At 68.5% G+C, this 26093-nt stretch carries 26 protein-coding genes; 15 read left to right on the top strand and 11 right to left on the bottom strand.

The features are described from left to right. Nucleotides 1-3: 3 nt before the first annotated feature. From ACFE71_RS00290 to ACFE71_RS00280, 3 genes are read right to left on the bottom strand one after another with little or no spacing between them, the layout of a single operon-like run. Complete coding sequence (locus ACFE71_RS00290; protein ID WP_375426817.1) at nucleotides 4-2169, bottom strand: RNA degradosome polyphosphate kinase; 2166 nt, start codon at nucleotides 2167-2169, stop codon at nucleotides 4-6. Continuing rightward, nucleotides 2166-2789: a chromosomal replication initiator DnaA gene (locus ACFE71_RS00285; protein WP_375426816.1), complete on the bottom strand. Its 624-nt coding sequence runs from the start codon at nucleotides 2787-2789 to the stop codon at nucleotides 2166-2168. The genes ACFE71_RS00290 and ACFE71_RS00285 overlap by 4 nt, the downstream gene beginning before the upstream one ends. Continuing rightward, complete coding sequence (locus ACFE71_RS00280) at nucleotides 2786-4039, bottom strand: heavy-metal-associated domain-containing protein (protein ID WP_375426815.1); 1254 nt, start codon at nucleotides 4037-4039, stop codon at nucleotides 2786-2788. The genes ACFE71_RS00285 and ACFE71_RS00280 overlap by 4 nt, the downstream gene beginning before the upstream one ends. A gap of 65 nt (nucleotides 4040-4104) precedes the next feature. On the opposite strand from ACFE71_RS00280, the gene purM reads away from it, so the two are divergent. Together purM and purN are read left to right on the top strand one after the other, a co-directional pair. Next, entirely contained in the window at nucleotides 4105-5208 is a 1104-nt protein-coding gene (gene purM, locus ACFE71_RS00275; RefSeq protein WP_375426814.1) for a phosphoribosylformylglycinamidine cyclo-ligase, read from the top strand. Nucleotides 5209-5238: 30 nt separating this feature from the next. Then, nucleotides 5239-5790 carry a phosphoribosylglycinamide formyltransferase gene (gene purN, locus ACFE71_RS00270; RefSeq protein ID WP_375426813.1) on the top strand — a complete coding sequence of 184 codons (552 nt, stop codon included), beginning with the start codon at nucleotides 5239-5241 and terminating at the stop codon, nucleotides 5788-5790. Between the two features lie 79 nt (nucleotides 5791-5869). Here purN and ACFE71_RS00265 read toward each other — a convergent pair whose 3' ends face one another. The 4 genes from ACFE71_RS00265 to ACFE71_RS00250 all read right to left on the bottom strand — a co-directional run bounded on the left by ACFE71_RS00265 (nucleotide 5870) and on the right by ACFE71_RS00250 (nucleotide 8825). Then, nucleotides 5870-6388 carry a GNAT family N-acetyltransferase gene (locus ACFE71_RS00265; RefSeq protein WP_375426812.1) on the bottom strand — a complete coding sequence of 173 codons (519 nt, stop codon included), beginning with the start codon at nucleotides 6386-6388 and terminating at the stop codon, nucleotides 5870-5872. Between the two features lie 13 nt (nucleotides 6389-6401). After that, complete coding sequence (gene ndk / locus ACFE71_RS00260; RefSeq protein WP_375426889.1) at nucleotides 6402-6824, bottom strand: nucleoside-diphosphate kinase; 423 nt, start codon at nucleotides 6822-6824, stop codon at nucleotides 6402-6404. Nucleotides 6825-6901: 77 nt separating this feature from the next. Beyond that, complete coding sequence (locus ACFE71_RS00255) at nucleotides 6902-7342, bottom strand: DNA polymerase III subunit chi (protein WP_375426811.1); 441 nt, start codon at nucleotides 7340-7342, stop codon at nucleotides 6902-6904. Between the two features lie 13 nt (nucleotides 7343-7355). Further along, nucleotides 7356-8825, bottom strand: coding sequence for a leucyl aminopeptidase (locus ACFE71_RS00250; protein ID WP_375426888.1), 1470 nt, complete (start codon nucleotides 8823-8825; stop codon nucleotides 7356-7358). Between the two features lie 174 nt (nucleotides 8826-8999). On the opposite strand from ACFE71_RS00250, the gene ACFE71_RS00245 reads away from it, so the two are divergent. The 4 genes from ACFE71_RS00245 to rsmA all read left to right on the top strand — a co-directional run bounded on the left by ACFE71_RS00245 (nucleotide 9000) and on the right by rsmA (nucleotide 14508). Next, nucleotides 9000-11246, top strand: a complete 2247-nt coding sequence (locus tag ACFE71_RS00245; RefSeq protein WP_375426810.1) for an LPS-assembly protein LptD — start codon at nucleotides 9000-9002, stop codon at nucleotides 11244-11246. Between the two features lie 82 nt (nucleotides 11247-11328). Further along, entirely contained in the window at nucleotides 11329-12684 is a 1356-nt protein-coding gene (locus ACFE71_RS00240) for a peptidylprolyl isomerase (protein WP_375426887.1), read from the top strand. 1 nt (nucleotide 12685) lies between these two features. Then, entirely contained in the window at nucleotides 12686-13693 is a 1008-nt protein-coding gene (pdxA, locus tag ACFE71_RS00235) for a 4-hydroxythreonine-4-phosphate dehydrogenase PdxA (protein WP_375426809.1), read from the top strand. Continuing rightward, nucleotides 13690-14508 carry a 16S rRNA (adenine(1518)-N(6)/adenine(1519)-N(6))-dimethyltransferase RsmA gene (gene rsmA, locus ACFE71_RS00230; protein ID WP_375426808.1) on the top strand — a complete coding sequence of 273 codons (819 nt, stop codon included), beginning with the start codon at nucleotides 13690-13692 and terminating at the stop codon, nucleotides 14506-14508. Before pdxA ends, rsmA begins: the two co-directional genes overlap by 4 nt. Here rsmA and ACFE71_RS00225 read toward each other — a convergent pair. The 3 genes from ACFE71_RS00225 to guaB are packed head-to-tail and all read right to left on the bottom strand — an operon-like array spanning nucleotide 14505 to nucleotide 17672. Further along, the gene (locus tag ACFE71_RS00225) at nucleotides 14505-15011 is read right to left on the bottom strand and encodes a tetratricopeptide repeat protein (RefSeq protein ID WP_375426807.1); all 507 of its coding nucleotides are present in this window, start codon (nucleotides 15009-15011) and stop codon (nucleotides 14505-14507) included. The two genes, rsmA and ACFE71_RS00225, sit on opposite strands and share 4 nt — an antisense overlap. Nucleotides 15012-15042: 31 nt before the next feature. Further along, nucleotides 15043-16218: an RsmB/NOP family class I SAM-dependent RNA methyltransferase gene (locus ACFE71_RS00220; protein WP_375426806.1), complete on the bottom strand. Its 1176-nt coding sequence runs from the start codon at nucleotides 16216-16218 to the stop codon at nucleotides 15043-15045. Further along, complete coding sequence (guaB, locus tag ACFE71_RS00215) at nucleotides 16215-17672, bottom strand: IMP dehydrogenase (protein WP_375426805.1); 1458 nt, start codon at nucleotides 17670-17672, stop codon at nucleotides 16215-16217. Before guaB ends, ACFE71_RS00220 begins: the two co-directional genes overlap by 4 nt. Before the next feature lie 122 nt (nucleotides 17673-17794). Here guaB and ACFE71_RS00210 point away from each other — a divergent pair, with 122 nt between their 5' ends. The 9 genes from ACFE71_RS00210 to ACFE71_RS00170 are packed head-to-tail and all read left to right on the top strand — an operon-like array spanning nucleotide 17795 to nucleotide 24488. Further along, nucleotides 17795-18802: an SPFH domain-containing protein gene (locus ACFE71_RS00210; RefSeq protein ID WP_375426804.1), complete on the top strand. Its 1008-nt coding sequence runs from the start codon at nucleotides 17795-17797 to the stop codon at nucleotides 18800-18802. Continuing rightward, complete coding sequence (locus ACFE71_RS00205; protein ID WP_375426803.1) at nucleotides 18799-19305, top strand: NfeD family protein; 507 nt, start codon at nucleotides 18799-18801, stop codon at nucleotides 19303-19305. The genes ACFE71_RS00210 and ACFE71_RS00205 overlap by 4 nt, the downstream gene beginning before the upstream one ends. Nucleotides 19306-19360: 55 nt before the next feature. Next, nucleotides 19361-20065 carry a response regulator gene (locus ACFE71_RS00200; protein ID WP_375426802.1) on the top strand — a complete coding sequence of 235 codons (705 nt, stop codon included), beginning with the start codon at nucleotides 19361-19363 and terminating at the stop codon, nucleotides 20063-20065. Then, nucleotides 20034-21605: an ATP-binding protein gene (locus ACFE71_RS00195; RefSeq protein WP_375426801.1), complete on the top strand. Its 1572-nt coding sequence runs from the start codon at nucleotides 20034-20036 to the stop codon at nucleotides 21603-21605. The genes ACFE71_RS00200 and ACFE71_RS00195 overlap by 32 nt, the downstream gene beginning before the upstream one ends. 29 nt (nucleotides 21606-21634) lie before the next feature. Continuing rightward, nucleotides 21635-22060 (top strand): HPr kinase/phosphorylase, encoded by a 426-nt coding sequence (locus ACFE71_RS00190; RefSeq protein WP_375426800.1) that lies wholly within the window; start codon nucleotides 21635-21637, stop codon nucleotides 22058-22060. After that, a complete protein-coding gene (rapZ, locus tag ACFE71_RS00185; protein ID WP_375426799.1) occupies nucleotides 22057-22965 on the top strand; it encodes an RNase adapter RapZ in 909 nt (302 codons plus the stop codon). The genes ACFE71_RS00190 and rapZ overlap by 4 nt, the downstream gene beginning before the upstream one ends. 19 nt (nucleotides 22966-22984) lie before the next feature. Continuing rightward, nucleotides 22985-23392, top strand: a complete 408-nt coding sequence (locus ACFE71_RS00180) for a PTS sugar transporter subunit IIA (protein WP_375426798.1) — start codon at nucleotides 22985-22987, stop codon at nucleotides 23390-23392. Then, nucleotides 23389-23661, top strand: a complete 273-nt coding sequence (locus tag ACFE71_RS00175) for an HPr family phosphocarrier protein (protein ID WP_375426797.1) — start codon at nucleotides 23389-23391, stop codon at nucleotides 23659-23661. The genes ACFE71_RS00180 and ACFE71_RS00175 overlap by 4 nt, the downstream gene beginning before the upstream one ends. 29 nt (nucleotides 23662-23690) lie before the next feature. Continuing rightward, nucleotides 23691-24488, top strand: a complete 798-nt coding sequence (locus tag ACFE71_RS00170) for a TrmH family RNA methyltransferase (protein WP_375426796.1) — start codon at nucleotides 23691-23693, stop codon at nucleotides 24486-24488. A 7-nt stretch (nucleotides 24489-24495) separates the two neighbouring features. Here ACFE71_RS00170 and rmuC read toward each other — a convergent pair whose 3' ends face one another. Further along, on the bottom strand, nucleotides 24496-25962 hold the full coding sequence (gene rmuC / locus ACFE71_RS00165) for a DNA recombination protein RmuC (RefSeq protein WP_375426795.1): 1467 nt from the start codon (nucleotides 25960-25962) through the stop codon (nucleotides 24496-24498). Between the last annotated feature and the right edge of the window lie 131 nt (nucleotides 25963-26093).

The raw sequence follows: 26093 nt of genomic DNA, 5'->3' as shown, positions 1-26093 counted from the left end.
TGCTCAACGCCTGCGCCGGAGCGACAGCGTGGGCACCCCATCGCTCGCGCCGAGCGCCGCGCCGCGTCCCGACAATGACGGGTTGGTCATGAAGTAGCGGTGGAGGTTGAACGGCCGCTCCCCCTTCTCGACACGGGTATAGTCGCCCTCCGGGCCGAGCACCCAGCTTTGCTCGTTGTCAATGAGATTGGCGACCATCACCTGGTCGAGGATCTGGTCGTGGACGGTCTCGTTGACGATCGGCAGCATGTATTCGACGCGGCGATCGAAATTACGCGGCATCCAGTCCGCCGACGAGATGAACACCTTGGCGCTGTCCCCCGGCAGCGCCTCGCCGCTGCCAAAGACCCATACGCGGCTATGCTCCAGGAACCGGCCGACGATCGACTTGACGTAGATGCGGTCCGACATGCCCGGTACGCCCGGACGCAGGCAGCAAATGCCGCGCACGACCAGGTCGATCTCGACGCCCGCCCCGCTCGCCTCATACAATTTCTCAATCAGTTCGGGATCGACGAGCGAGTTGACCTTGACCCAGATGCCCGCGGGACGGCCGGCACGAGCGTGGGCGATCTCGGCGTCGATCAGGTCGACAAGACGCGGGCGCAGGTCGCGCGGCGAGAGGGCGAGGCGGTGGAGCGCGCGCGGCTCGACGTAACCGGTGATGTAGTTGAACATCTGCGCCGCGTCCTGCCCAAGGTCCGGATCGGCGGTGAAGAAGCTGAGGTCGGTGTAGATGCGCGCGGTGACCGGGTGGTAGTTGCCCGTCCCGAAATGGCAGTAGGTGCGGAACTCGCCGCCTTCTCGCCGGACCACCATCGACACCTTGGCGTGCGTCTTCCAATCGATGAAGCCGTACACGACCTGGACGCCGGCGCGTTCGAGCGCGGACGCCCAATAGAGGTTTTGCTCCTCGTCGAAGCGAGCCTTCAACTCGACGATCGCGGTCACCGACTTGCCGGCCTCGGCGGCGGCGATGAGGGCGTTGATGATCGCCGACTGCTTGCCCGCGCGATAGAGCGTTTGCTTGATAGCGACCACATCCGGGTCGGCGGCGGCTTGCTTGAGGAAGGCGATCACCACTTCGAACGTCTCGTAGGGGTGATGGACCAGTATGTCCTTGGACCGGATCGCCGCGAAGCAATCGCCGGAGAATTCGCGGATGCGTTCGGGAAAGCGCGGGGTGAATGCGGGCCATTTCAGGTCGGGCCGATCCTCTTCGACCAGCGCGTCGAGATCGTTCAGTCCCAGGAACGATCCCGATTCGGTGATGATCGTCCCGCCGCCGCCGAGTTCGGTCTTGAGGATGGAGGCGAGCTCTTCGGCCATGCCGGTCTCCAGTTCCAGCCGGATGACGCGGCCGCGGCGGCGGCGCTTGATGGCGTTGGCGAAATAGCGGACGAGGTCCTCCGCCTCCTCCTCGATTTCGATGTCGCTATCGCGCAGCACGCGGAACTCGGCCGCGCCGCGCACCGCGTAGCCGGGAAAGAGCAGCGCGGAGAAACGCTTCACCAGCGACTCGATGGCCACGTAGCGCGCGGACTCGCCCGGCAGCCGGACGAAGCGCGGCATCGTCGCGGGAAGCATGACGAGTTCGCGAATGGGTTCGTCGTCCGAGTCGCGAACAAGGTCGAACATCAGCGCCAAGCCGCGATTGGGCATGAACGGGAACGGATGCGCGGGATCGAGCGCCTGCGGCGTCAGGATCGGGAAGATCTGGCGCAGGAAATGCTGTTCGAGCCAGACCGCGGCCTCGTCGTCGATCCCGCGGCTGCCGAGCACGTCGATGTCAGCCTCGCCAAGCTCCCGGCGAAGATCGCGCCAAACGGATTGCTGCGAGGCCATCAGCGCGTCGGCCTCAGCGATGACGGCGGTCAGTTGCTGCGCGGGCGTCATGCCGTCGGCGGACAACCGTTCGACATCCTGGAGCTGTTGCCCTTTCAGCCCCGCCACGCGGACCATGAAGAACTCGTCGAGGTTCGAGCCCGATATCGACAGGAAGCGCAGGCGCTCGAGCAGCGGGTGCGCGCGATTGCATGCCTCCTCGAGCACGCGACGATTAAAGGCGAGCCAGGACAGCTCGCGGTTGAAATAGCGGCCGGTGGGCGTCGCCGCGAAAGGATCGTCGTCGGCATCCGCAAGACGGCTAAGGTGCGCGGGTCGGTTCATGACGGGTCGGGCTCCACCGGGCTCAGCAGCCCGGCCTCGAACAAGCTAGTACGTGCGAAAGGAATGGACAGCCCGCGACGGCGTTCCATCGCGTACGCATCGAGCGCATCGACGGCGCGCAACGCGGCGAGATGGCTGCGCTCGATCCTGCGCGCGAGCCAGTCGACCAGATCGGGCCGCGCGTCCAGCCCTCGATGTGCGAGCTGCCGCTCGAGCAGCGCGCGGAACAGCGCGTCGTCGGGCGCGCCGATCTCCGCAACGGGGCTGGCGGCCAGGCGGGAGCGGAGGTCCGGAAGTGCTAACCCCCAGGCGGACGGATACCGCTCGGCGACGAGGAGCAGCGGCGTTCCACTCTCCTGTGCGCTGTTCCATGCGTGGAACAGCGTCGGCTCGGCCACGCGTTCAGCGTCATCGATGATGATCCCGCCGTTTTTTCCCGCAAAGATGCGCGCCAGCAAGCTGCGACCGGACTTACGCGGGCCGACCAAGAGCGCGGTGCGGACGGGCCATTCGGCGGGCCGTTCGAGCTGGCGTACCGCCCGTTCGTTGGACGGGCCGATCAGGTAAGTATCGCTCCCAGGATCCACCGGCCAGGCGAGCGGCAGTGCGAGCTGGCTCATTCCGGGGGAGGCAGCGCGGTCGGGGGGGGAGCCGGCGCGGGCGCGGCGCGCCCGATGCGGAGCGACTGGCCGCCGCCCGAAATCTGGAACCCCCGCGCCGCGAGCGACGAGGCGAGCCCGGCCGGATCGCCGTCGTAGAAGACGCGCATGAGCGACACGCCGCCCAGCGCCAGGCTGGTCGTCGTCGCCGAGCGCACGCCGACCAGCCCGCGCACCGCCGCCTCCGTCGCGGCGACCGCGGCCGCGTCGGGCGTCTCGAATTGCACGTTGACCGCGATCGCCGCCCCGGCCAGCGAGGAGCCATCGGCGGGCAGCGACCGGATTACCGTGTCGAGCACGGCGTTCGGCGTCGAAATCGGCGTGGGGCTAGGTGGCGGTAGCAATGTCGGATCGGCGCGGAGCACCCCGCTCCTGAGCGCTCCCTGATAGAGCTGGTCCACGCGCGCAACGCCCGCATCGAGGAGCTGGGGCAACCCGGCCTCGCCGCCGACCCGAAGCGAAAAGCTGCCCAGATATCGGTTGTCGGGGCCCCAGCGCGCCTGGAACGCGCCGACGATGGGGCCTCCGGGATATTGGCGATATAGGCGTACGACCGGGATCACGACGTCGGACGCGCCGTATTGATCGATGATCGCGCGCCACCAGCGCCGCCCCGGCCGGCTGACCTGGCCGGCGCTCAGCACCAGCGGGTCCGCGCCCGTCCCGGCGGGACGGACATAATCGATGATGCTGTTGCCCGTCCGGTATCGCGCCCACGCCTGTTGCCACTGCGTGCGCGCCTCGAATACCTGGCCGACGCCGCCCGAATACTGGACGGGGATGACGAGCATCGGCGCCGAGCGCGTCGCGCCGGTGGCGATCCCGAGCAGCGACCCGACGCGGCCGCGATCGAACAGCACGCCCAGGCGCGCGACGTAGCGCGTGGGGCCGATCTGCTCGCGCTCGACGACGATCGCGGAGACCAGCTGGTCGAGCGTACCGTCGGACACCTCCGCCCCGCCCGCGCCGAGCCGGCTCGAGAGCTGGGTCCAAGCCTTGCGCTGAGCGACGCGCCAACCGCCATAGCGCGCGGCGTCGGGCGTCTTCGCCGCCACGTCGACGACGATGCCGGTCACTTCGAAGTCGCCCGAACTGTCGATCGGCGCCACGCCGCGGTCGCCGCCCTCGATCTGCGCCATCCCGGCCCCCGCGGCGGCGAGCAGTGCGGCCGCCCCGGCGAGACGGAACGCTGTCGAGCGGGGCTGATCCATGATGCCGCGCCTTTTGGCGAAGCGGGCGTGGAAATCCAAGCGTGTTCTCGGTAGGCGGTCGGATCATGAGCAGCGATCGGCATAACAGCCCCTACACCTACGCCGATGCGGGCGTCTCGATCACGGCCGGCAACGCGCTGGTGCGCGCGATCGGGCCGCTCGCCAGAGCGACACGGCGGCCCGGCGCGGAGGCGGAGCTCGGCGGCTTCGGCGGGCTGTTCGACTTGAAGGCGGCGGGGTTCGTCGATCCGCTGCTCGTCGCGGCGAACGACGGTGTCGGGACCAAGCTGAAGCTTGCGACCGAGTGGGACCGGCATGCTGGCATAGGGATCGATCTGGTCGCGATGTGCGTCAACGACCTGCTCGTCCAGGGCGCCGAGCCGCTGTTCCTCCTGGACTATTACGCCTGCGGCAAGCTCGACGCCGGGGTCGCCGAGCAGGTGGTCGCGTCGATCGCGGAGGGGTGCCGGCAAGCCGGTTGCGCCTTGATCGGCGGCGAGACGGCGGAGATGCCCGGCATGTACGCCGACGGCGACTACGACCTGGCCGGCTTTTGCGTCGGCGCGGTAGAGCGCGACCGGTTGTTAACCGGTTCGAACATCGCAGCGGGCGACGTCATACTCGGGCTCGCCTCGTCGGGGGTGCATTCGAACGGCTACTCGCTCGTCCGGCGGCTCGCGGCCGACCGGGCGTGGAAGCTTGGGCGGCCGTCGCCGGTCGACCAGGATCATCTGCTGATCGACACGCTGCTCGCGCCGACGCGCATCTATGTGGCAAGCCTGCTGCCCCTCTTGCGCAAGGGTCGGATCAAGGGCTTGGCGCACATCACCGGCGGCGGATTGCTGGAGAACATCCCCCGCGTGCTGCCGGAGGGAACACATGCGCTGGTCGATGCCGACGCCTGGCCGCAGACGCGGCTGATGGCGTTTCTACAAGCGCAGGGGTCGATCGAGCCCGAGGAGTTCGCGCTCACCTTCAACTGCGGGATCGGCATGGCGGTGATCGTCGGCGCCGACGAGGCCAAGTCCGTCGCGGCGGCGCTGGAGGCCACGGGCGAGACGGTGTTCACGATCGGTCGCATCGAGGCCGGAGCGCGAGGCTGCACCGTGCGCGGATCGGTCGAGACATGGAGCGCCCGCGCCGACTGGACCGCGACGCATGTTGCGTGATTTCCTCTCCCGCAAAGCGGGAGGGGAGAAGTGAGGCGCGTCGGCATTCTCCTGTCCGGCCGGGGATCGAACATGATGGCGCTTGTGGAGCAGGCGCGGGGCTACGAGGTCGCGCTCGTCGCCTCCGATAAGCCCGATGCCGCCGGACTCGCCTGGGCGGTGGAGCGCGAGCTGTCGACCTTCGCGCTTTCGCCGAAGGGGATTGGCAAGCTCGCCTACGAAGCCGCGCTCGACCGCGCATTACGCGAGGCGGGCGTCGAGGTGATCGCGTTGGCGGGCTATATGCGCCTGCTGTCGGACGCGTTGGTGGCCACGTGGCGCGGACGGATCGTCAACATCCACCCTTCGCTGCTGCCGAAATACAAGGGCCTGGATACCCATGCTCGCGCGATCGCGGCGGGCGATACCGTGGGCGGCTGCTCGGTCCATATCGTCACGGAGGAGCTCGACGGCGGTGAGGTGCTCGGCAGCGCGAAAGTGCCGATCCTCCCCGGCGACACGCCCGACACGCTCGCCGCGCGCGTGCTGATCGCCGAGCACCGGCTTTATCCGCGCATCCTTTCGGAGTTCGTGAACCGATGACCGATCCGCCAACCCGGGTCCGCTATATCGCGGTGCAGCCGCCGTGGGCGTGGGAGCCCGTCATCGGTAGCCGCTTTCGCTAGATGGCGCGAGCGTACACCGGGTCGGTGAACGAGGCCGAACCGACCTGGAACCGGCGCTCACCGACGATGCGGAAGGCGTGCCGCTCGTAGAAGGCGCGGGCGCGGGCGTTGCCGGGATATACACCGAGCGCGAGCCGGGTCCGGCCAAGCGCGCGAGCGTCTTCGACGGCGCGGTCCAGCAGCGCCGCACCCAGCCCCGACCCGTGCGCGCTCGTCAGGACGTAGATGCGGCGCAGCTCGATCGTCTCGGGGCCGAACGCGATGGGGAAGTCGGGGGGAGTGAGCGCGGTGAAGCCGAGCGGGGCGGCACCGTCCGGATGCTCGGTCAGCGTCACGACATGATCGGCACTCGCGATCCACGCGGAGAAGAAGTCGGCCGAGCACTTGGCGGCAAGGTGCGCGAGTATGTCGCCGCAAGACACCACGCCCGCATAGGTTTCCAGGAAGGTGGCGGCCGCGACCAGCGCGAGCGCGGCCTCGTCGCCCGCCTCCGCTCGCCTCACCCGCGACTCCATCGCCCCCGGCCTACTAGCCTACGATCTCTTCCGGCTTGAAGAAGTAGGCGATCTCGGTCGCGGCGTTCTCTTCGGAGTCGGAGCCATGGACCGAGTTCGCCTCGATCGACTCGGCCAATTCCTTGCGGATCGTGCCCGCTTCCGCATTGGCGGGGTTGGTCGCGCCCATCACGTCGCGATTGCGCTGCACCGCATCCTCGCCCTCGAGCACCTGAACGACGACGGGTCCGGAGATCATGAATGAGACGAGGTCGCCGAAGAAGGGGCGCTCGCGGTGGACGGCGTAGAACCCTTCCGCCTGGTCGCGCGACAGTTGGACGCGCTTGGACGCGACGACGCGCAAGCCCGCCTCCTCCAGCATCCTGGTCACCGCGCCCGTCAGGTTGCGGCGGGTGGCGTCGGGCTTGATGATCGAGAAGGTTCTGGTCGCGGCCATGGCGGTCACGGGCTCCTGTATAATGCGGTGCGGAATTCGCGCGGAGCCCTAGGGCGGGGAGCTTCAGGGCGCAACCGTCAGGCCGCCTGCTGCCACCTCCCCGCTTCGTTCTGCTTCCAATAGCGGCGTTGGACCTCCTCCGTCGCGGCCAACTCTTTCCAGGCGATCCGCGCGTCGCCGACGCGTTCCTCATCGAAGAACAGGAACGCCCGGTCGAAGCCCAATGCCTCGTCCCGCCACCGGCCGTCGACGAGCGCCACGTTGCGGGCGGCGTTGCCCGCCGTCAGGTCCGGCGCGATCAGGACCGGTTGGGCGGCATCGTCGCCCGCACCCGCGACCGCGTGGGGCAGGAAGCTTTCGCGGGAATGTTCCCACAACAGCCGGTCCAGCCGTTCACGACGCCCCTCGTCCGGATCGACGACGAGCAGGCGGCCACCGCCTGCGAGCACCTTTTCCGCGATCCGCGGCAGGACGCGATCCAGCGGCTGCGCGGTGAGATGGTAGAAGTCGACCTGCATCGCCGCCCGTCCGTCAGCCCTCGAAATTGTCCGCCACGAACCGGTCGAGCAGCCGCACGCCGTAGCCGGTCGCGCCCTTGTCGTGCGTCGCCCCTGCCTTGTCCGACCAGACCATCCCGGCGATGTCGAGGTGCGCCCAGCGCACGCCCTCCTCGACGAAGCGCTGGACGAACTGCGCGGCGGTGATTGAACCCGCACCCTTGCCGCCGATGTTCTTCATGTCGGCGATGGGGCTGTCGATCATCTTGTCGTAGATGGGCGAGAGCGGGAAGCGCCACAGCTTGTCGCCCGTCGCCAGGCCCGCCGCCAGCAGCTGTTCGGCCAGCGGGTCGTCGTTGGCGAACACGCCGCCATATTCGTTGCCCAAGCTGACGATCATCGCGCCCGTCAGCGTGGCGAGATCGACGACCGTCTTCGGCCGGTGCGTGCGCTGGACCCAGGTCAGCACGTCGCCCAGCACCAGCCGTCCCTCCGCATCGGTGTTCAGGATCTCGATCGTCTGGCCGGACATGGAGGTCACCACGTCGCCCGGGCGCGAGGCGGCGCCGTCGGGCATGTTCTCGACCAAGCCGCACACGCCGATGACGTTCGCCCGGGCCTTGCGCGACGCCAGCGCCTTCATCGCGCCGACGACCGCGCCCGCGCCGCCCATGTCCCACTTCATGTCCTCCATGCCGGGCCCGGGCTTTAGCGAGATGCCGCCGGTGTCGAACGTCACGCCCTTGCCCACCAGCGCCAGCGCGGGATCGCTGTCCCCCGCGCCGTTCCATTTCAGCGCCAGCACCTGCGCCCCGCGCGCGGATCCTTGGCTGACGGCGAGCAGCGCCCCCATGCCGAGCTCGGCCATCGCCGCCTCGTCCAGCACGGTGATCTCGAGCCCCAGCCCGTCCACGTCGGCGCGGACGCGCTCGACGAACGTCTCGGGATAGAGGACGTTGGGCGGCTCGGTGACGAGCATCATGGTCAGCTCCAGCCCGCCCGTCACCGCGAATTGGTGCGCCCAGGCGTCCTGCGTCCCCTCCGGCGCGCCCGCGATCGTCACGCCCGTTAGCGTCGGCCTCGCCTTCTCGGGAAGCTTCGTGCGGTAGGCGTGATGCTGCCACCCGCGCTGCACCGTCGCCGCGGCGAAGCGGGCGACCGCTCTCGGCGCAGGTGCGGCGGCGAGCGCCGACAGATCGACGGCCACCTCGGCCGCGCCAGAGGCCAGGAACCGCGCGGTGAGCGCCCCGCCCGCCTTCTCCCAATCGGGCTCGTCCGCGCCGCCGACGCCCAGGAGCACGACGTGGCGTACAGGATCGCCGACGAACAGTTCGAGCGTCGTACCCGCCTCGCCGGCGAAGCGGTTCGCAGCCGCCGCGCCCTTCGCGATCGGACGCAGGGCGTCGCGCGCCCCCCAGGCGACCCGGTCCAGGCCGTCCTTCTCGACGGGCAGGATCACGACGGCCGCGTCGTCGGGAAAGGTCGGCTGAAACCGGATAGAGATGGACACGGGTGCTGAGGCCTCGTCGGTGATGGTTGCCTGTTCTCTAGGCCAGCGCCGCGGACGCGCAAAGCGCGCGATTGCGATGCGCTTGTCCGGATGCGATAGACGGGGCCGTTCGAGGCGTCCGTTTGGGGCGGACGTCCGGAGCCAAGTAAAAGGTCCCATCTCCTGTCCGTGCCGCGTTCCACCCTACTGGCGGGCTCCGTCCTGGCGTTCGCGCTGTTCGGGACGATGCCCGCCGTCGCGCAGGACCTTCAGGATCGACCAGTCGACCCGCCGGTCGTCGCACCCAAGCCCGAGCCGTCGCCCACCGCCGACCAGATCCGCTTCAGCGCCGGCCAGATCGAATATGATACCGAGGGCGAGATCGTAACCGCGACCGGCGAGGTTCGCATGACGCGCGAGGGCGAACGGCTCCGCGCCGACCGCGTCACCTGGAACCGCACCACCGGCCAGGTCGTCGCGACGGGCGGCGTCGCGGTCGCCAATCCGGCGGGCGACGTCGCTTATGGCGACTCGATCGAGCTCACCGACACGTTGAAGGACGGGGTGGTGGACAACCTGCTCGTCGTCCTGGAACAGGGCGGGCGCCTGGCCGCCGATAAGGGTACGCGGCAGGAGAGCGGGACCTATCTACTCGACCGCGCGGCCTATACCCCGTGCGCCGTGATCGATGCGGAAGGTTGCCCCAAGGAGCCGTCCTGGAAGGTCACCGCCGCGCGGATCGCCTACCGCCCCGACCGCTCGCGCGTTTATTTCACCCGGCCGGGTTTCCATTTGTTCGGACTGCCCGTTCTCCCCTTGCCCAGCTTTTCGACCGCGGTCGGCGGCGGCAGCGACAATGGGTTCCTGAACCCTAATTTCGGCTACAACCGGGCGAACGGGGTCAATGTCACCGCGCCCTATTACTTCCGCCTCGCGCCCAATCGCGGGTTGCTCGTCGCGCCGACGGTCTATTCCAGCGTACTGCCGATGCTGCGCGCGGAGTACCGCCAGCTCGACAGCCGGGGCGCGTTCCGCATCGGCGGCCACGTCACCGCCAGCCGCCGCTCGGACGACCTGACCGTTCAGCGCCCAAGCGATACGAGCATGGGCTTGCGCGGCTATATCGACGGCTTAGCGCGCTACCAGCTGTCGCCCGAATGGTCGGTCAGCGGATCGCTCCGCGTCACCACGGACCGCACCTTCCTGCGCAGGTACGAGCTTTCGCGCGACGACCGATTGCGCAGCACCGTCCGGGTCGAGCGCGTCGATCCGAACAGCTACCTGTCGATCACCGGCTGGGCGGTGCAGACCTTGCGCGTCAACGACCGCCAGGGCCTCCAGCCGATCGCCTTCCCCGAAATCGACTATCGCCGCCGCTTCGAGGACGGGCTGGTCGGCGGCCGGTTCGAGGCGCAGTTCAACACGCTCGCGCTCACCCGCCCAGATGGGCAGGACACGCAGCGGGCGTTCGCGTCGCTGCGGTGGGATCTCCGGCGACTGACGACGATGGGCCAGGAGGTGACGCTGACGGCCTATGCCCGCGCCGACGCGTACAACACGAACGACATCCTCTCCACAGCGGTCGAAAGCTATCGAGGCACCGAGGGGTTCAGCCATCGCGCGATCGGGGCGTTGGCGGTGGACGTGCGCTGGCCGTTTATCGGGCCGTTGTGGGGCGGCACGCAGCGGCTGATCCCGCGCCTGCAGATCGTCGCCAGCCCGCGCCTAGCCAATTTCTCGATCCCCAACGAGGACTCGCGCGCGGTCGATCTGGAGGACTCCAACCTTTTCTCGCTTAACCGCTTCCCGGGCTACGACCGGTTCGAGGACACCCCCCGCGCGACCTACGGCGTGCAATGGATCGCCGGCTTGCCGGGCGTTTTGATCGACGCGGTCGTGGGGCAGAGCTACCGCCTGAGCCGGCGCGAAAGCATATTCTTCGACGGCACCGGGCTCAGCGACCGGTTCTCCGACTACGTCGGTCGCACGGAAGTCCGCTTTCGCGATTTCGTGGCGCTCACCCACCGCTTCCGCCTCGACAAGGACGGGTTCGGGGTGCGGCGCAACGAGGTGGATGCGACGATTGGCACCCGCGCCACCTACGCCCTGCTCGGTTATATCCGTTTGAACCGCGACATCGCGCCGTTGACCGAGGACCTGCAGGATCGTGAGGAGGCGCGCGTCGCGGGCCGCGTTCAGGTCACGCGTTTCTGGTCCGCCTTCGGATCGGCGGTCGTCGACCTGACCGATCGCGACGAGGACTCGTTGTCCGTCGCCGACGGCTTCGACCCGATCCGCCACCGGTTAGGCGTCGAATACGAGGACGACTGCCTTCGCCTGGGCCTGACCTGGCGACGCAATTACCGTGCCACAGGCGATGCGCGCGCGGGTAACAGCTTCCTGTTGACGCTGGCGTTGACCAACCTTGGCCGCTAAGCCGCGGTTCAGCGAAGGTCGGGCAGGGCGCGGGGGCGTTCGGAGGCTTCGAACGCTTATTAAGCGGTGGCGAGTGCATATGATGGACGTGAATCGATATTCCGGCACGGCGCGCGCCGCCTGCTTCGTTGGCCTGGTCCTCCTGACAGGCATGGGCGCGGCGCAGACGACCCCCGATCGCAGCGTTCCCGAAATGGGCGGGCTCAACATCCCGTCCAACCTGCAGATCTTCGGCAAGGTGGATCCCAATGTCCGCAAGGCGACCGCGATCGTCAACGAGGCGGTGATCACCGGCACGGACGTCGATCAGCGGGTGGCGCTGATCGGCGCGGCCAACAGTGTCAAGATCGAGGGCGAGGAGCGCGAACGGCTGAAGCTCCAGGTGCTCCGCCAGTTGATCGACGAGACGCTGCAAATCCAGGAGGCCAAGACCAAGGACATCACCGTCACGCCCGCCGAGCTCAATCAGAGCTTCGACCGGGTCGCGACCAACTTCAAGCAGCAGCCCGCGACCTTCCGCGACTATCTGCGGACGTCGGGCTCGTCCGAACGCTCGCTACGCCGCCAGATCGAAGGCGAGCTCGCCTGGCAGCGTTATCTGCGCCGGCAAGTCGAGCCGTTCGTGAATGTCGGCGACGAGGAGGTGAAATCGATCCTCGACCGGCTGCAGGCGTCCAAGGGCACGACCGAATACAACCTGAAGGAGATCTACCTCGCCACGCCGCCCGAGCGCGCGGCCGAGGGGACGGCCAACGCCAAGCGGATCATCGGCGAGATTCAGAAGGGCACGCAGCCTTTCGAGTATTTCGCGCGCAGCTTCTCCGAGGCATCGACGCGCGCGGTGGGCGGCGACCTGGGCTGGGTGCGCGCCGACCAGCTTCCCGCCGAACTCGCGCAGGCGGCCGGTGAGATGCGGCCCGGCCAGGTCGCGGGGCCGATCCCGGTGCCGGGCGGCATGTCCATCCTGTTCCTGGGCGACCGACGCCAGATCCTGACCGCCGATCCGCGCGACTCGCGTCTCAGCCTCAAGCAGCTGACCGTCCGCTTCCCTGCGGGCACCAACCAAGCGGAGGCGACCAGGCGTGCGGGCGCGTTCGCGACGGCCACCCAAGCGCTGCGCGGGTGCGGTACCGTCGCGCAGGTCGCATCGACCCTGGGTGCGGAGGTGGTCGACAACGATACGGTGCGCGTCCGCGACTTGCCGCCGCAGCTGCAGGACATCATGCTCAAGCTTCAGGTTGGCCAGTCGACGCCGCCCTTCGGTTCGGCGGACGACGGCGTGCGCGCGCTGGTGCTGTGCGGGCGCGACGACCCGACTACGGGCGAGCTTCCGCGCGCCGACCAGATTCAGAACCAACTGGAACAGACGCGCGTCAACCTGCGCGCGACGCAGAAGCTCCGCGACCTCCGGCGCGACGCGGTGGTCGAGTATCGCTGAGGTGCCGACACCCGCGCCGTTGGTGGTGTCGATGGGCGATCCTGCGGGCGTGGGCCCGGAGATCGTCGCCAAGGCGTGGGAACGGCGGATGGAACGTGCGTTGCCGCCATTCGTCACGGTCGGCGATCAACGCGCGGTCGAGCGGGTCTGGCGCGGCCCGGTCGCGCCGGTCCGCGATCTGCACGAGGCGCTCGCGGTGTTCGGCGACGCGCTTCCGATCCTGGCGATCGATTGCGGCGGCGAGGTCACGCCGGGCGTTCCCGACACGGAGGGTGCGCGGTGCGCCCTAGCCGCGCTGGAGACCGCAGCGGGACTGGCGCAATCGGGCGCGGCGCGCGCGCTGGTGACTGGCCCGGTGTCGAAGGCGCAGCTTTATGCGATCGGCTTCACGCATTCCGGCCAGACCGAGTTCGTCGCGGAACGCTGCGGCGTGTCGGCCGACAATGCGGTCATGCTGCTCGCCGGGCCGACCTTGCGCGTCGTGCCGATCACGACGCACATACCGTTGGCGCAGGTGCCGGGCAGCCTGTCGATCGAGCTCGTCCTCGCCAAGGCGCGCGCGACCGTCCGGGGATTGATGAAGAATTTCGGGATCGCCCGGCCACGCCTGGCCTTTGCCGGGCTCAACCCGCACGCTGGCGAGGGCGGCGCGATCGGGCCCGAGGAGATCGAGATCCTCGAACCGGCGATCGCGATCCTGCAGGCCGAGGGCGTCGACGCGGTGGGACCCCTGGCGGCCGACACGATGTTCCACCCGCGCGCGCGCGAACGCTACGACGTCGCCCTATGCTGCTATCACGACCAGGCGCTGGTACCGCTCAAGACGCTGCATTTCGACGAGGGGGTGAACTTCACGCTCGGCCTGCCGATAGTCCGGACCAGTCCCGACCACGGCACCGCCTTCGCCATCGCGGGCCGCGACCTGGCCGATCCCGGTGCGATGATCGCCGCGATCGCGATGGCGCATGGGGCGGCCGAGCGACGTTTCGCGATCGCCCCGCCCCAGTGATCTCGCTGCCTCCGCTGCGCGAGGTGGTCGCGCGGCACGGGCTGCAGGCGTCCAAGGCGCTGGGACAGAATTTCCTGTTCGACGGTCAACTCCTCGCCCGCATCGCCGCCGTCCCCGGCGACCTGGCCGACGCCGAGGTTCTGGAGGTCGGTCCCGGCCCCGGCGGCCTGACCCGCGCGCTCCTCGCCGCCGGCGCGCGCGTGACGGCGATCGAACGCGACCGTCGCTGCATTCCCGCGCTCGCCGAACTCGGCGAAGCGTACCCCGGCCGGCTGCGCGTGATCGAGGGCGACGCGCTCTGGATCGACGCTCCCGCATCATTCGCGGAAGCGCCGCACATCGTCTCCAACCTTCCCTATAATATCGGCACCGCGCTGCTCGTCGGCTGGCTGTCGGGTCCGTGGCCGCCCCGGTGGCGCTCGCTCACGCTCATGTTCCAGCGCGAGGTCGCCGAGCGGATCGTGGCGGCCGTCGATACCGACCATTACGGCCGGCTGGCGGTATTGGCGCAATGGCGCAGCACCGCGCGGATCGCGATGCCCGTCCACCGATCCGCCTTCACGCCGCCGCCCAAGGTGATGTCGGCGGTCGTCCACCTGACCCCGATCGAAGCAGCCGGCGGTGTCGATCCGGTGCGCCTCGAGCGCCTAACCGCTGCGGCTTTCGGACAACGGCGCAAGATGCTGCGCCAATCGTTGAAAGGCACGACGGGTGCGTTGGAGGCGCTGGAGGAGGTCGGCATCGATAGCGCGCGGCGTGCGGAGACGGTGCCCGTCACCGACTGGATCGCGGTCGCCAGGGCGATGCGGGCCTAGGGATTGCCCTCGGTCTTGGGCTGCGTCGGCACGACGGCCGCCGTGGTCACCGGCGGTCCTTTCGCGATCACGCCCGTCAGCTGTACCGCGTCGGGGCACGTGCCCTTGCACAGCGTCCGAATGCGCGCGAGATTGTCGCGCGCCCTGGCGACCGCTCCCTTCTTCACCAGCGCCTCGCCCTGTCCGCGTAGCGCGGCGACGTCGTTTGGCTCCAGCAGCAGCGCCTCGCGGTAGAGGCGAATGGCCTTGCCCGGCAGATCGCGCTGATCCGCGACCTGGGCCAACAGCAGGAAGCCGGGCCGGTTGCGCGGGTCGACCGTGACTGCGGTCTCGAGCAGGTCGGTCGCGCCCTCCAGGTTCCCCGCCGCGCGCGCCGCGCGCGCTTGCGCGACGAGCGCGACCGAGCGGGCGTCGATCTCGTCATCGGGTCGCTGGCCGTTGAGCGAGGCGGACAGCGACGCGAGCGTCAACGCTGCGGCGACTGCGAGGGAAGATACGCGCATGATCCACTCCAATCCGGACACGACCGACCGGCTAGCATGGCCTTTTAAGGCGTGCGACGAAAAAACCGTCGGTGCGGTCGTGCGCGGGGGTTAGCCGCAGGCCCAGACAATGCGGCCGGCCGAAGCCGATCTTCGGTCGATCGGCGGCCCATCCCGGATGCGCGGCGAGGAACGTCTGGACCTGACCGCGTCCTTCGCCGTCGAGCAGCGAGCAGACCACATACACCAGCGCCCCGCCCGGCAGCACCAGTTCGGCCGCGATCCTCAGCAGATGCGCCTGGGTCGCGACTAGCCGTTCCAGCCGCTCGGGGCTGAGCCGCCAGCGCGCTTCCGGATTGCGCCGCCACGTCCCCGTTCCGGAACAAGGCGCGTCGACCAGCACAAGGTCGGCAGCATCACGCCACTCGGGCAACAACTCCAGCTCGCGGTTCGGGTTCAGCAACCGCGTCTCGACGATCGTGATCCCTGCCCCCTCCGCCCGCGGCATCAACCGCCGAAGCCGCCCGCGATCGGTGTCGCACGCCAGGATCGCGCCATCGTTCGCCATCATCGCCGCAAGCGCGAGCGTCTTCCCGCCCCCGCCCGCGCACAGGTCCACGACGCGCCCGCCCGGCCGCGCGAGCGTGGCCAGCGTCACGGCTTGGCTTCCGGCATCCTGCACCTCGACCAATCCCGCGAGCGACGCGACGTCGGTCCCCGCCGAAAGCCGCAACGCGTCGGGCAAACCCTCGATCGCCCGCGCGCCTTCCAGCCGCGCCGCGACCTCGCCCGGCTCGGCGCGCAACCGGTTCACCCGCAAGTCGAGCGGCGCGCGTTCGATCAATGCGTGAAGCTCGTCGCCGTCAAGCCCGCTCGCGCGCAACAGGTCGAGCAGCCACCGGGGCGCCAATCCCGCCTTTGCCGCACGCTCGTCCGCCCCGATCGGCGAGGGTCCGTGCGGCGAGCCGTCGAACCCGGCCGCGACATCGCCGTCCTCGCCCGCCACCGCCAGCATCGCCGCGCGCCCGCTCGGCGGTCGCTCGCCGCAGCGTCGGACCGCACGGTAGACCAGCTCGCGCACCGCGCGCCGGTCCTTCGACCCCGCATAGCGGCGCGTCGCGAAATATCGCCCGACCAACGTATCCGCCGCCGCCCCGCCCTCGGCGGCGGCGGCGACGATCTGGTCGAGCAGCTCGATCGCCGCTTGCGTCCGCGCGCCGGGCGTCACTGGGTGGGGTAGTTCGGGGCTTCGCGCGTGATCGTCACGTCATGGACGTGGCTTTCCTTCAGGCCCGCTCCCGTGATCTGCACGAACCGCGCCCGCTCCCGAAGATCCTCAAGCGTCGCCGAGCCGGTGTAGCCCATCGCGGCTTTCACCCCGCCGACCAGTTGATGGATCACGTCGCGCGCGGGTCCCTTGTAGGGCACCTGCCCCTCGATCCCTTCGGGCACGAGCTTCAGCTGGTCCTTGATGTCCTGTTGAAAATAACGGTCCGCCGACCCTTTCGCCATCGCTCCAACGGACCCCATGCCGCGGTAGGATTTATATGCGCGGCCCTGATACAGGAACGTCTCGCCCGGCGCCTCCTCCGTCCCCGCGAGCAGCGATCCGATCATCACGCATGACGCGCCCGCCGCCAGCGCCTTGGCGACGTCACCGGAAGTACGGATGCCGCCGTCGGCGATCACCGGCACGCCCGACCCTTGCGCGCCCTCGGCGCAGTCCATCACGGCGGTGAATTGCGGGACGCCGACGCCCGCAACGACGCGGGTGGTGCAGATCGATCCCGGTCCGATCCCGACCTTCACCGCATCCGCGCCCGCGTCGATCAACGCGCGCGTCGCGTCGGCGGTGGCGACGTTTCCCGCGACGACCTGGACCGCGTTGGACAGCTTCTTCACCCGCTCGACCGCGCGCGCCACGTCGCGATTGTGGCCGTGCGCGGTATCGATCACGACAAGATCGACACCGGCCGCGACCAGCGCTTCCGTCCGCTCGAAACCGGTGTCGCCGACGGTAGTGGCGGCCGCGACCCGCAAGCGGCCCGCCCCGTCCTTGGTCGCGTTGGGATGCGCGACCGCCTTTTCGATATCCTTGACGGTGACAAGCCCGACGCAGCGGTAGGCCTCGTCCACGACCAGCAGCTTCTCGATCCGCCGTTGGTGCAGCAGGCGCCGCGCCTCCTCCTTGCCGACGTCGGCGGGCACCACGGCCAGGTTCTCGCGCGTCATCAACTCGGCGACGGGCTGAAGCGGGTTCTCGGCGAAGCGTACGTCGCGGTTGGTGAGGATGCCGACGAGGCGACCGTCCGCCTCGACCACCGGCACGCCGCTGATCCGGTTGCCCGTCATAAGCGCCTGCGCCTCGGCCAGCGTCGCGGTCGGCGCGATGGTGATCGGGTTGACGACCATCCCCGACTCGAATCGCTTCACCTGTCGGACGGCGGCGACCTGCTGTTCGACCGTCAGGTTGCGGTGGAGCACGCCGATACCGCCCAGTTGCGCCATGACGATCGCCATTTGGCCCTCGGTTACCGTGTCCATCGCCGCCGACAGCACGGGGATGTCGAGCGCGATTTCGCGCGTCACTCGCGTCCGTGTGTCGGCCCCGCTCGGCAGCACCTCGGACGCGGCCGGGTACAGGAGCACGTCGTCGAAGGTGAGGCCGAGCCGGATGTCCATGTGAGTGCCGCGTCCAAGGGGAGGGAGTGGCGGGCCATGTAACCGCGTCCCGCGCATTTGCCTATGGCAAATCCCCGATCCCCATTAGGGTGTTAGCAGGTCGCGCTGGAGAGTTCGTGAACATGGCCGTCACCATTATGATATTGCTGCTCGCGCTGGTGCTCCTGTACCTGTTCGTGTCGATCAAGATCGTCCGCCAGGGCTACCAGTACACGATCGAGCATTTCGGCCGCTTTACCACCACCGCGCGGCCCGGCTTCAACTTCTACCCCGCCTTCTTCTACCGCGTCGGGCGCAAGGTGAACATGATGGAGCAGGTGATCGACATTCCCGGTCAGGAGATCATCACCCGCGACAACGCGATGGTATCGACCGACGGCGTCGTCTTCTTCCAGGTGCTCGACGCGGCCAAGGCGGCCTACGAGGTGTCGGACGTGTTCGTCGCGCTCCAGCAGCTTACCACCACCAACCTGCGCACCGTCATGGGATCGATGGACCTCGACGAAACGCTGTCGAAGCGCGATGAGATCAACGCCCGCCTTCTGACCGTGGTCGATCAGGCGACCACCCCCTGGGGCGTCAAGATCACCCGGGTCGAGATCAAGGACATCCGCCCGCCCGCCGACATCGTCAACGCGATGGGCCGCCAGATGAAGGCCGAGCGCGAGAAGCGCGCCAACATCCTGGAGGCTGAGGGCTCCCGCGCCTCCGAGATCCTGCGCGCCGAGGGCCAGAAGCAGGCGCGCATCCTGGAAGCCGAGGGTCGCAAGGAGTCCGCTTTTCGCGATGCCGAAGCCCGCGAACGCGCCGCCGTCGCGGAGGCGAGCGCCACTTCCGCCGTCTCCGACGCAATCGAGAAGGGCGGCGTCCAGGCGATCAACTACTTCATCGCGCAGAAATACGTGGAGGCGATCGGCAAATTCGCGACCTCGCCCAACGCCAAGACGATCCTGTTCCCGGTCGAGGCCACGCAGTTGATAGGGACGCTGGGCGGGATTGGAGAACTCGCGCGCGAGGCGATCGGATCGCAACCCCAGGCCCGCAAGGAGCCGGCGGCGGGCGCGCCGACGCTTACGCCACGAACCGCGATCGAGGAGCGACGCGGCCCGTTCGAACTGCCGCAACAGTGAGCCCGGCCGATCTCGGCCTGAGCGCCTCGGGAGCGTGGCTGCTCGTCGCGCTTGCGCTCGGGCTCGCCGAGTTGGCGGTGCCCGGCGTATTCCTCGTTTTCGTCGCGCTCGCCGCCGCGGTCACGGGCACGGTGCTGCTGGCCGTCCCCGACCTGCCGATCGTCGGTCAGCTCGCCTCGCTGGCGTTATGGAGCGGTGCGGGCGTCGCGATCGGTCGCCGTTGGTACCACGAACACCCCGTCGCGACCGACGACGCGCTGCTCAACGACCGCGCCGCACGGCTGATCGGCGAGGTGGTCGTCATTACCGCCGCGATCGAGAATGGACGCGGCCGAGTGCGCGTCGGCGATGGCGCTTGGCCGGCGCGCGGCACCGACGCCGCGACCGGCGAACGTGTGCGTGTCGTTTCGGTGGACGGCACCGTCCTCGTTGTCGAACGCCTGGACGACCCGGGCCACCTTGTCGGCCCGGGTCTCGCGCGGGTCGTGGATGGCGGCGATTGAGCGCGTGCCGCCTTTGGACTAGCATGTCGCGTATGTTTTTCGCCGCCCGCCGACGATGACCGCGACGATCGCGTTGGTCGACGACGACCGCAACATCCTGACGTCGGTGTCGATCGCGCTGCAGACGGAGGGGTTCCTGACGCGCCTGTATCCGGATGGTGAGAGCGCGCTCAAGGCGCTTGTCGATAATCCGCCCGACCTGGCCGTCCTGGACATAAAGATGCCGCGGATGGACGGACTGGAGCTGCTTCGCCGCTTCCGCGAGCACAGCGCGGCACCTGTCATCTTCCTGACGTCCAAGGACGACGAGCTCGATGAAGCGTTGGGGCTGGCGATGGGCGCGGACGATTACATCGCCAAACCCTTCTCGCAGCGGCTCTTGATCGCGCGCATCCGCGCGATCCTGCGCAGGACCGAGCTGGCCGCGGTTTCCGGTGCCGGCGCTCAGCCCGGCGATGGACAGGTGACGCGCGGTCGCCTGATGATGGACCCCGCCCGCCACCGCACAAGCTGGGGCGACGAGCCGGTCACGTTAACCGTGACCGAATTTCTGATCCTCGAAACGCTCGCCCAGCGCGCGGGTATCGTGAAGACGCGTAATCAGCTGATGGACGCGGCGTACCAGGACGACATCTACGTCGACGACCGCACGATCGACAGTCACATCAAACGCCTGCGTCGTAAGTTCCGGCAGGTCGATCCGGAATTCGACGCGATCGAGACGGTGTATGGTGCCGGGTACCGTTTCTCCGAGACCTGAGCCGCTCCGGGGCGATCGGGATCTGGCGTTGCGATGGTCGGGGCAGATCTCGCTCACCCGGCGCATCCTGGCGGTCAACATCTTCGTCCTGCTGATGATGGTCGGCGGGTTCTTCTACCTCGACTCGTACCGGTCGCGGATCATCGACTCGCGGCTTGCCCAATCGGCGCGCGAGGTCCGGTTGATCGCGGAGGCGATCGCGGCGGTGAACCTGCGCTACCGCGACGCGCTCGTCGTCAGGCTGGCGCACGATACCGGCGCGCGCATCCGCATCTACGACGAGCGCGGGCGGGCGACGGTCGACTCGCGTGCGTTGGGACTTCGCAACTTCGTGCTGGTCGATCCGGATAGGCAAGGTTGGGACCAGCGCGCGGCGCGTCTGCTCGACGCCGGGCTGGACACGGTGGTCGGCGCCGAACGATCGCCCTTGTTCCGCGAGCGGTCGAACGGGTTAGGGTGGCCCGACGTGCGCGAGACGACCGGGACGAGGTCGGTGGCGACGACCGTGTGGCGCGCGCCGGACCGAACGCCCGTGCTCACCGCCGCCGCGCCCCTGCCGGGCCGCCGCGTCGTGCTGACCGCGACCACCGCGCGCGATATCACGCAGACGGTGCGGGTCGAGCGGTTCCGGCTGGGGGTCGTGTTGATGGCGACAACGCTCGTGTCAGTGCTCCTCTCCCTCTTCCTGGCACGCACCATCGTCCGGCCGCTTCGCCGGCTTGCCCGGGCGGCGGTGCGGGTACGGTTGGGTCGGGCGCGCGAGGTGGTTGTGCCGCGCCTGCCGTCGCGCCGCGACGAGCTGGGGCTGCTCGCGCGCGCTCTGTCGGACATGAGCCTGGCGCTCCGCGCGCAGATCGACGCGACCGAGGCATTCGCGGCCGACGTGACGCACGAGTTGAAAAACCCGCTGGCTTCGCTCCGTTCCGCCGTGGACGGCCTTAGCCGCGTCCGCGATCCGGCGTTGGCCGAACAGCTGATGGCGATCGTCGGCGACGACGTGCAACGCCTGGATCGCCTGATCACAGACATCTCGGAAGCCTCCCGTCTGGACGCGCAGCTCAGCCGCGCGAAGTTCGAGCCGGTAAATTTGGGGGCGCTGATCGCCGAGTTGCTCGCGCAGCGCCGCGCGCGGGGGGTGGAGCGGGGCGTGGCCTTGCGTTTCGACCACCGGCCCGGCGGCGACCTCATCGTCATGGGCGACGGTTCGCGACTCGAGCGCGTCTTCGAGAACTTGCTCGAGAACGCGATTTCGTTCTCCCCCGACCGCGGGACGATCGATGTCGGCTGCGCCTTCGACCATGACGATCTTGTGATCCATGTCGAGGATGAAGGGCCGGGCATCGCTGAGGTCGAGCGCGAGGCGGTGTTCCGCCGGTTTCAGTCGAGTAGGCCGAGCGCCGAAGCGTTCGGCCGCCATTCCGGCCTGGGGCTCGCCATTGCGCGGACGATCGTGGAGGGGCATCAAGGGACCGTCGCGGTGGAGGGGCGCGGGGACGGTGCATCCGGCGCACGCTTCGTCGTCCGGCTGCCGCTTGCCTGATCGCGCCCGTCAACCGGAGTCCGTTCCTTTTGTCCCAAGAAACGATCCACGCCACCACCGTCGCGGTCGCCGGGCGCGGCGTGGTGATCTCGGGTCCCTCCGGATCGGGCAAATCTGACCTTGCGCTGCGACTGATCGACCGCGGGGCGGTGCTGGTCGCGGACGATCGGACTCGAATTCGGATCGAGGGCGGCAGACCGGTCGGCGGCGTGGCCGACGCGATTGCCGGGCGGTTGGAGGTGCGCGGCGTCGGCATTTTGCGACTGCCGCATGAGGTGGACGTCCCGCTCGCGCTTTGCATCGAACTGGGCATCAAGCCGGAGCGGCTGCCGACCCCGCGCACGCGCGCGATAGGCGGGGTGGCGTTGCCCGAGCTTCTCCTCGACCCGCGACCCGCCTCCGCGCCGATCAAGGTAGAGCTGGCGCTCGCGTGGCCCGACATGGCGGTCGCATGACCGAGCGCGCGCGCATGTTGCTCGTCACCGGCATGTCGGGCGCGGGCAAGCTGACCGTGCTGCGCACGCTGGAGGATCTGGGTTGGGAGGTGGTCGACAACCTGCCGCTCAATATGGTGCGCGGCCTGCTCGACGCGCCCCGTTCCGGCAACGCCTCGCGCTCGGTCGCGGTCAGCCTGGGCGCGCACACGCGCGGTTTCGACACCGGCCGGCTGATCGACCTCGTGACCGAACTGAACGACGGCGGTGAGCATGATGTGGGCACGCTGTTCCTGGATTGCGACACGCCCGAGCTGGAGCGGCGCTATTCGGAGACGCGCAGGCGGCATCCGTTGGCGCTCGACCGCCCGGCCGCGGACGGGATCGCGCACGAACGCGACTTGCTCCAGTCGCTGAAGGGGTGGGCGAACCGGCTGATCGACACCACCGGCCTGAAGGCGAATGAGCTGCAACAGGACGTTCGGGTGAGCTTCGGGCTGGCGGACGCGAACGGGCCGACATTGTCGGTCTTGTCCTTCGGCTTCTCGCGGGGGTTGCCGCGTAACGCGGACCTGGTGTTCGACATGCGTTTCCTACGCAATCCGCACTGGGTGCCCGACCTGCGGCCGGGCACGGGGCTCGATCCGGCGATCGCCGCCTATGTCATGGGCGATCCGACATACGAGGAGGCGGTGAGCCGGATCGAGGCGCTGCTGCTGGTCCTGCTTCCGCGCTACCAGGCGGAGGGCAAGGCGTATCTGACGATCGCGATCGGGTGTACCGGAGGGAGACACCGGTCGGTCCACGTCGCCGACCGGATCGCGAGGCGGTTGCGCGCGGCGGGCTTTTCGCCCACCCTATCACACCGGGATTTGAAGGCGGCGTCGCAGGACTCGCTGGAACGATCCCAGTCCGTCACCCCATGATTTGGATACAGTTACGCAGATGATCGGCCTGGTTCTGGTCACGCATGGTCGGCTCGCGGATGAATTCGTGACCGCGATGGAGCATGTGGTGGGGCCGCAAGCGCAGGTGGCGACGATCGCCATCGGGCCGGAGGACGACATGGAGGCGCGCCGCGAGGACATCGCCGGCGCGATCGGGCGCGTCGATGCCGGGGCGGGCGTGATCGTGCTGACCGACCTATTCGGGGGCACGCCGTCCAACCTGGCCATATCGCTAATGGAGCGGGGACGGGTCGAGGTGATCGCGGGAATGAACCTCCCCATGCTGATCCGGCTCGGTTCCGCCAGGCGCGCGATGAAGGTGGTGGACGCGGTGGCGGCGGCGCGCGAGGCGGGTCGCAAGTACATCTCGGTCGCGTCCGAGGTGCTGGGCGAGGCGGCGGCATGAGCGCGGTCAGCCGCACGGTCCGGGTCGTCAACCGCCGCGGGCTCCACGCCCGCGCCAGCGCCAAGTTCGTGACCCTCGCCACCGGTCAGCCGACCGAGGTGCATGTCGGCAAGGACGGGTCGGAAGTGACGGGCACGTCGATCATGGGGCTGATGATGCTCGGGGCGGCGATGGGCGACGAGATCACCATTCGCGCGGAGGGTGATGGCGCCGAACAGGCGGTGGCGGCGTTGTGCGACCTGGTCGAGGCCAAGTTCGGGGAGGACTGACCTCCCCCCAAGTCGTCTAGGGCCCGCCGATGCCGCGTCTCGTCACCGCCTATTCCAATCCACTCGTCAGGCACGCGCGCGACCTGCGGGAGAAGCGACGTCGGCGCGAGTCGGGGCAGTTCCTGGCGGAGGGCCTGCGCATCCTGACGGAGGCGCGCGAGAGCGGGCGGGTGCCGCGCCTGCTGTTCTTCGCAGGGGCGACGGGGGCTCACCCGCTGGTCGTGCGGCTGATCGACGCGGTCGAAGGCGCGGACGGCGAAGCGATCGAGACGACGCCCGACATCCTGGCCAAGCTGTCGGGCAAGGACAATCCGGGCGCGGTGATGGGGGTGTTCGACGAGTTCGGGCCGGCGCTGGACGAGCTCGACCGGGGTGCGGCGGACATCTGGCTGGTCGCCGAGCGTCTGCGCGATCCGGGCAATCTGGGTACGATGCTCCGGACCGGCGACGCGGTCGGGGCGGGCGGGTTGATCCTGATCGGCGAGTGCGTGGACCCGTTCTCGGTCGAGGCGGTCAGGGCGAGCATGGGGGCGTTGTTCACCGTCCCGGTGGTCCGGTGCGAATGGGACGCGTTCATAGGCTGGCTTCGGCGAGGGCCGGGGCAGCTGGTTGGGCTCAGCCTCGACGCCCGCCAAGACTACCGGGCGGCGCGATACGACGCGCCGGCGTTCCTGCTGACCGGCAACGAGGCGCAGGGAATGCCGGACGACTATGCCGACGCCTGCGACCTGCTGGTCAAGATCCCGATGCTCGGGCGCGCGGACAGCCTGAACGCGGCGGTCGCGACGGCCGTGATGGCGTATGAGGTGCTTGCTCAACGGCGTTAGTGACCCGTTACTCCGCTGCTTCATCCGCCGCGATCAGCTTGGTCGAACTGCTGGCGCTACGATCTATAGCAGCAGGCATTTCGATCAGCTTGCCGCCACCGTCCATCTTGTATGCTTCAAGCTTCTTAGCAGTAGTGAGAACATTGCGATCCAAGCTGCCAATAAACTTGTTGAAGTTTTCAGTCGTATCGTCGAGACTCCGGCCCATCTTAACTACATGACCAGCAAGGACTTGAATTCGAGAGTATATCTCCTTGCCGAGCGCGCCAATTTCCCGAGCCTCAGTCGCAAGCTTTTCCTGTTTCCATACAGCATCTACCGTGCGCGCAATCGCAATCAGGTTTGTCGGCGTTGCAAGTAGGACGCGCTTGTCGAAGGCAAAGTCCCACAGCGTCGGGTCGTGCTCCAGCGCGGCGGTAAGGAAATGTTCGCCCGGCACAAACATGACGACGTATTCGGGTGTATCCTCAAATTGTGACCAGTAGTTCTTGCCTGACAAACCGTTGACGTGAGTGCGCATCGACAAAGCATGGGCCTCATGAGCACGCTTACGCTCAGCTTCATCGATCGCGTTAATTGCGTCTTGATAACTGTTTAAAGATACTTTCGCGTCGATGATTAGCGACTTGCCACCAGGTACGCGAACAATAGCATCCGGGCGAAGACGACCGCCTTCACCGTCTGTGACGCTGACTTCCATCATAAAATCCGTATGTTCAGCGAGGCCGCAAGTCTCAAGAACGTTGCGAAGCTGCTGCTCGCCCCAGCGGCCACGGGCTTTCGGCGCGTTACGCAGCGCGTTCACCAAGCGCGCGGCCTCCGTCGAGACACGTTCCTGTCCATCGCGCATGGCTTTGATCTGGCCATCGAGTTCGCCGAACGCGGTACGACGCTCCTGCTCGACTCGTGCAACACCTTCTTCATAGCGTTGCAGGCGCTCGCTGACAGGCTGCAGCAACTGGCTGAGCTTCTGACCGGACGCTTCCTCCGATTGGCGGAAGCGGGCATCGGCGCGTTCGAGGAACTGGCGTTGCGCAGTCTCCAGCGCCTTCGCGGCGGCGTCACCGAAATGGGACGAGATCTGGTCGCGCGCCTGGATGAGGGCGTCGGCATGCGCCTGCTCGCGCTCCTGCGCGCGGGCGTTCACGTCGGCGGCGCGAGCGTTGGCGTCCGCGAATTCGCGCGAAAGTTCACTAAGTTCACGCCTAGACACCTCGTGCGCGGCTCGGAGCAGCTGCGCCTCGGCGTCGCGCTCGTCGAGCCGCGCGCGGATCGCGGCAAGGTCGCGGAGCGCGTCGTTGCGCTCGCGCTCGACCGCGTCGCGGGCTTGGCGGACGATGTCGAGATCGGCCGCGCGGCCTTGCGCGACGGCAAGGTCGGCGGCCACCCCGGCCGAGCGGCGCTCCGCCAGGAACCAGCCGAGCACCAAGCCCAGCACGAGCGCGAGAAGCGCGACGACGATCAGCTCGAGCATCGGGGTCCAACCTGAACAAGTTTAGGGAAGTATAGGCGTGGACAGGATTCCTGATCCGACCGGCGAACGGGTGAGCGGTATCGCGGGACAGGAACATGCGGCGTCATGGCCGAGGAACGTAGCCGGAACGA

Origin of the sequence: uncultured Sphingomonas sp., from assembly GCF_964237155.1 — a bacterium.
Classification (GTDB): domain Bacteria; phylum Pseudomonadota; class Alphaproteobacteria; order Sphingomonadales; family Sphingomonadaceae; genus Sphingomonas.
This window is presented reverse-complemented; position numbering and strand designations above follow the sequence as displayed.

Excerpts from the sequence above, each read along its gene's own strand:
- ACFE71_RS00290 (WP_375426817.1), bottom strand. The coding sequence starts at position 2,169 with ATGAACCGACCCGCGCACCTTAGCCGTCTTGCGGATGCCGACGACGAT.
- ACFE71_RS00285 (WP_375426816.1), bottom strand. The coding sequence starts at position 2,789 with ATGAGCCAGCTCGCACTGCCGCTCGCCTGGCCGGTGGATCCTGGGAGC.
- ACFE71_RS00280 (WP_375426815.1), bottom strand. The coding sequence starts at position 4,039 with ATGGATCAGCCCCGCTCGACAGCGTTCCGTCTCGCCGGGGCGGCCGCA.
- purM (WP_375426814.1), top strand. The coding sequence starts at position 4,105 with ATGAGCAGCGATCGGCATAACAGCCCCTACACCTACGCCGATGCGGGC.
- ACFE71_RS00265 (WP_375426812.1), bottom strand. The coding sequence starts at position 6,388 with ATGGAGTCGCGGGTGAGGCGAGCGGAGGCGGGCGACGAGGCCGCGCTC.
- ndk (WP_375426889.1), bottom strand. The coding sequence starts at position 6,824 with ATGGCCGCGACCAGAACCTTCTCGATCATCAAGCCCGACGCCACCCGC.
- ACFE71_RS00255 (WP_375426811.1), bottom strand. The coding sequence starts at position 7,342 with ATGCAGGTCGACTTCTACCATCTCACCGCGCAGCCGCTGGATCGCGTC.
- ACFE71_RS00240 (WP_375426887.1), top strand. The coding sequence starts at position 11,329 with ATGGACGTGAATCGATATTCCGGCACGGCGCGCGCCGCCTGCTTCGTT.
- ACFE71_RS00225 (WP_375426807.1), bottom strand. The coding sequence starts at position 15,011 with ATGCGCGTATCTTCCCTCGCAGTCGCCGCAGCGTTGACGCTCGCGTCG.
- guaB (WP_375426805.1), bottom strand. The coding sequence starts at position 17,672 with ATGGACATCCGGCTCGGCCTCACCTTCGACGACGTGCTCCTGTACCCG.
- ACFE71_RS00210 (WP_375426804.1), top strand. The coding sequence starts at position 17,795 with ATGGCCGTCACCATTATGATATTGCTGCTCGCGCTGGTGCTCCTGTAC.
- ACFE71_RS00200 (WP_375426802.1), top strand. The coding sequence starts at position 19,361 with ATGACCGCGACGATCGCGTTGGTCGACGACGACCGCAACATCCTGACG.
- ACFE71_RS00195 (WP_375426801.1), top strand. The coding sequence starts at position 20,034 with ATGGTGCCGGGTACCGTTTCTCCGAGACCTGAGCCGCTCCGGGGCGAT.
- rapZ (WP_375426799.1), top strand. The coding sequence starts at position 22,057 with ATGACCGAGCGCGCGCGCATGTTGCTCGTCACCGGCATGTCGGGCGCG.
- ACFE71_RS00180 (WP_375426798.1), top strand. The coding sequence starts at position 22,985 with ATGATCGGCCTGGTTCTGGTCACGCATGGTCGGCTCGCGGATGAATTC.
- ACFE71_RS00175 (WP_375426797.1), top strand. The coding sequence starts at position 23,389 with ATGAGCGCGGTCAGCCGCACGGTCCGGGTCGTCAACCGCCGCGGGCTC.
- ACFE71_RS00170 (WP_375426796.1), top strand. The coding sequence starts at position 23,691 with ATGCCGCGTCTCGTCACCGCCTATTCCAATCCACTCGTCAGGCACGCG.
- rmuC (WP_375426795.1), bottom strand. The coding sequence starts at position 25,962 with ATGCTCGAGCTGATCGTCGTCGCGCTTCTCGCGCTCGTGCTGGGCTTG.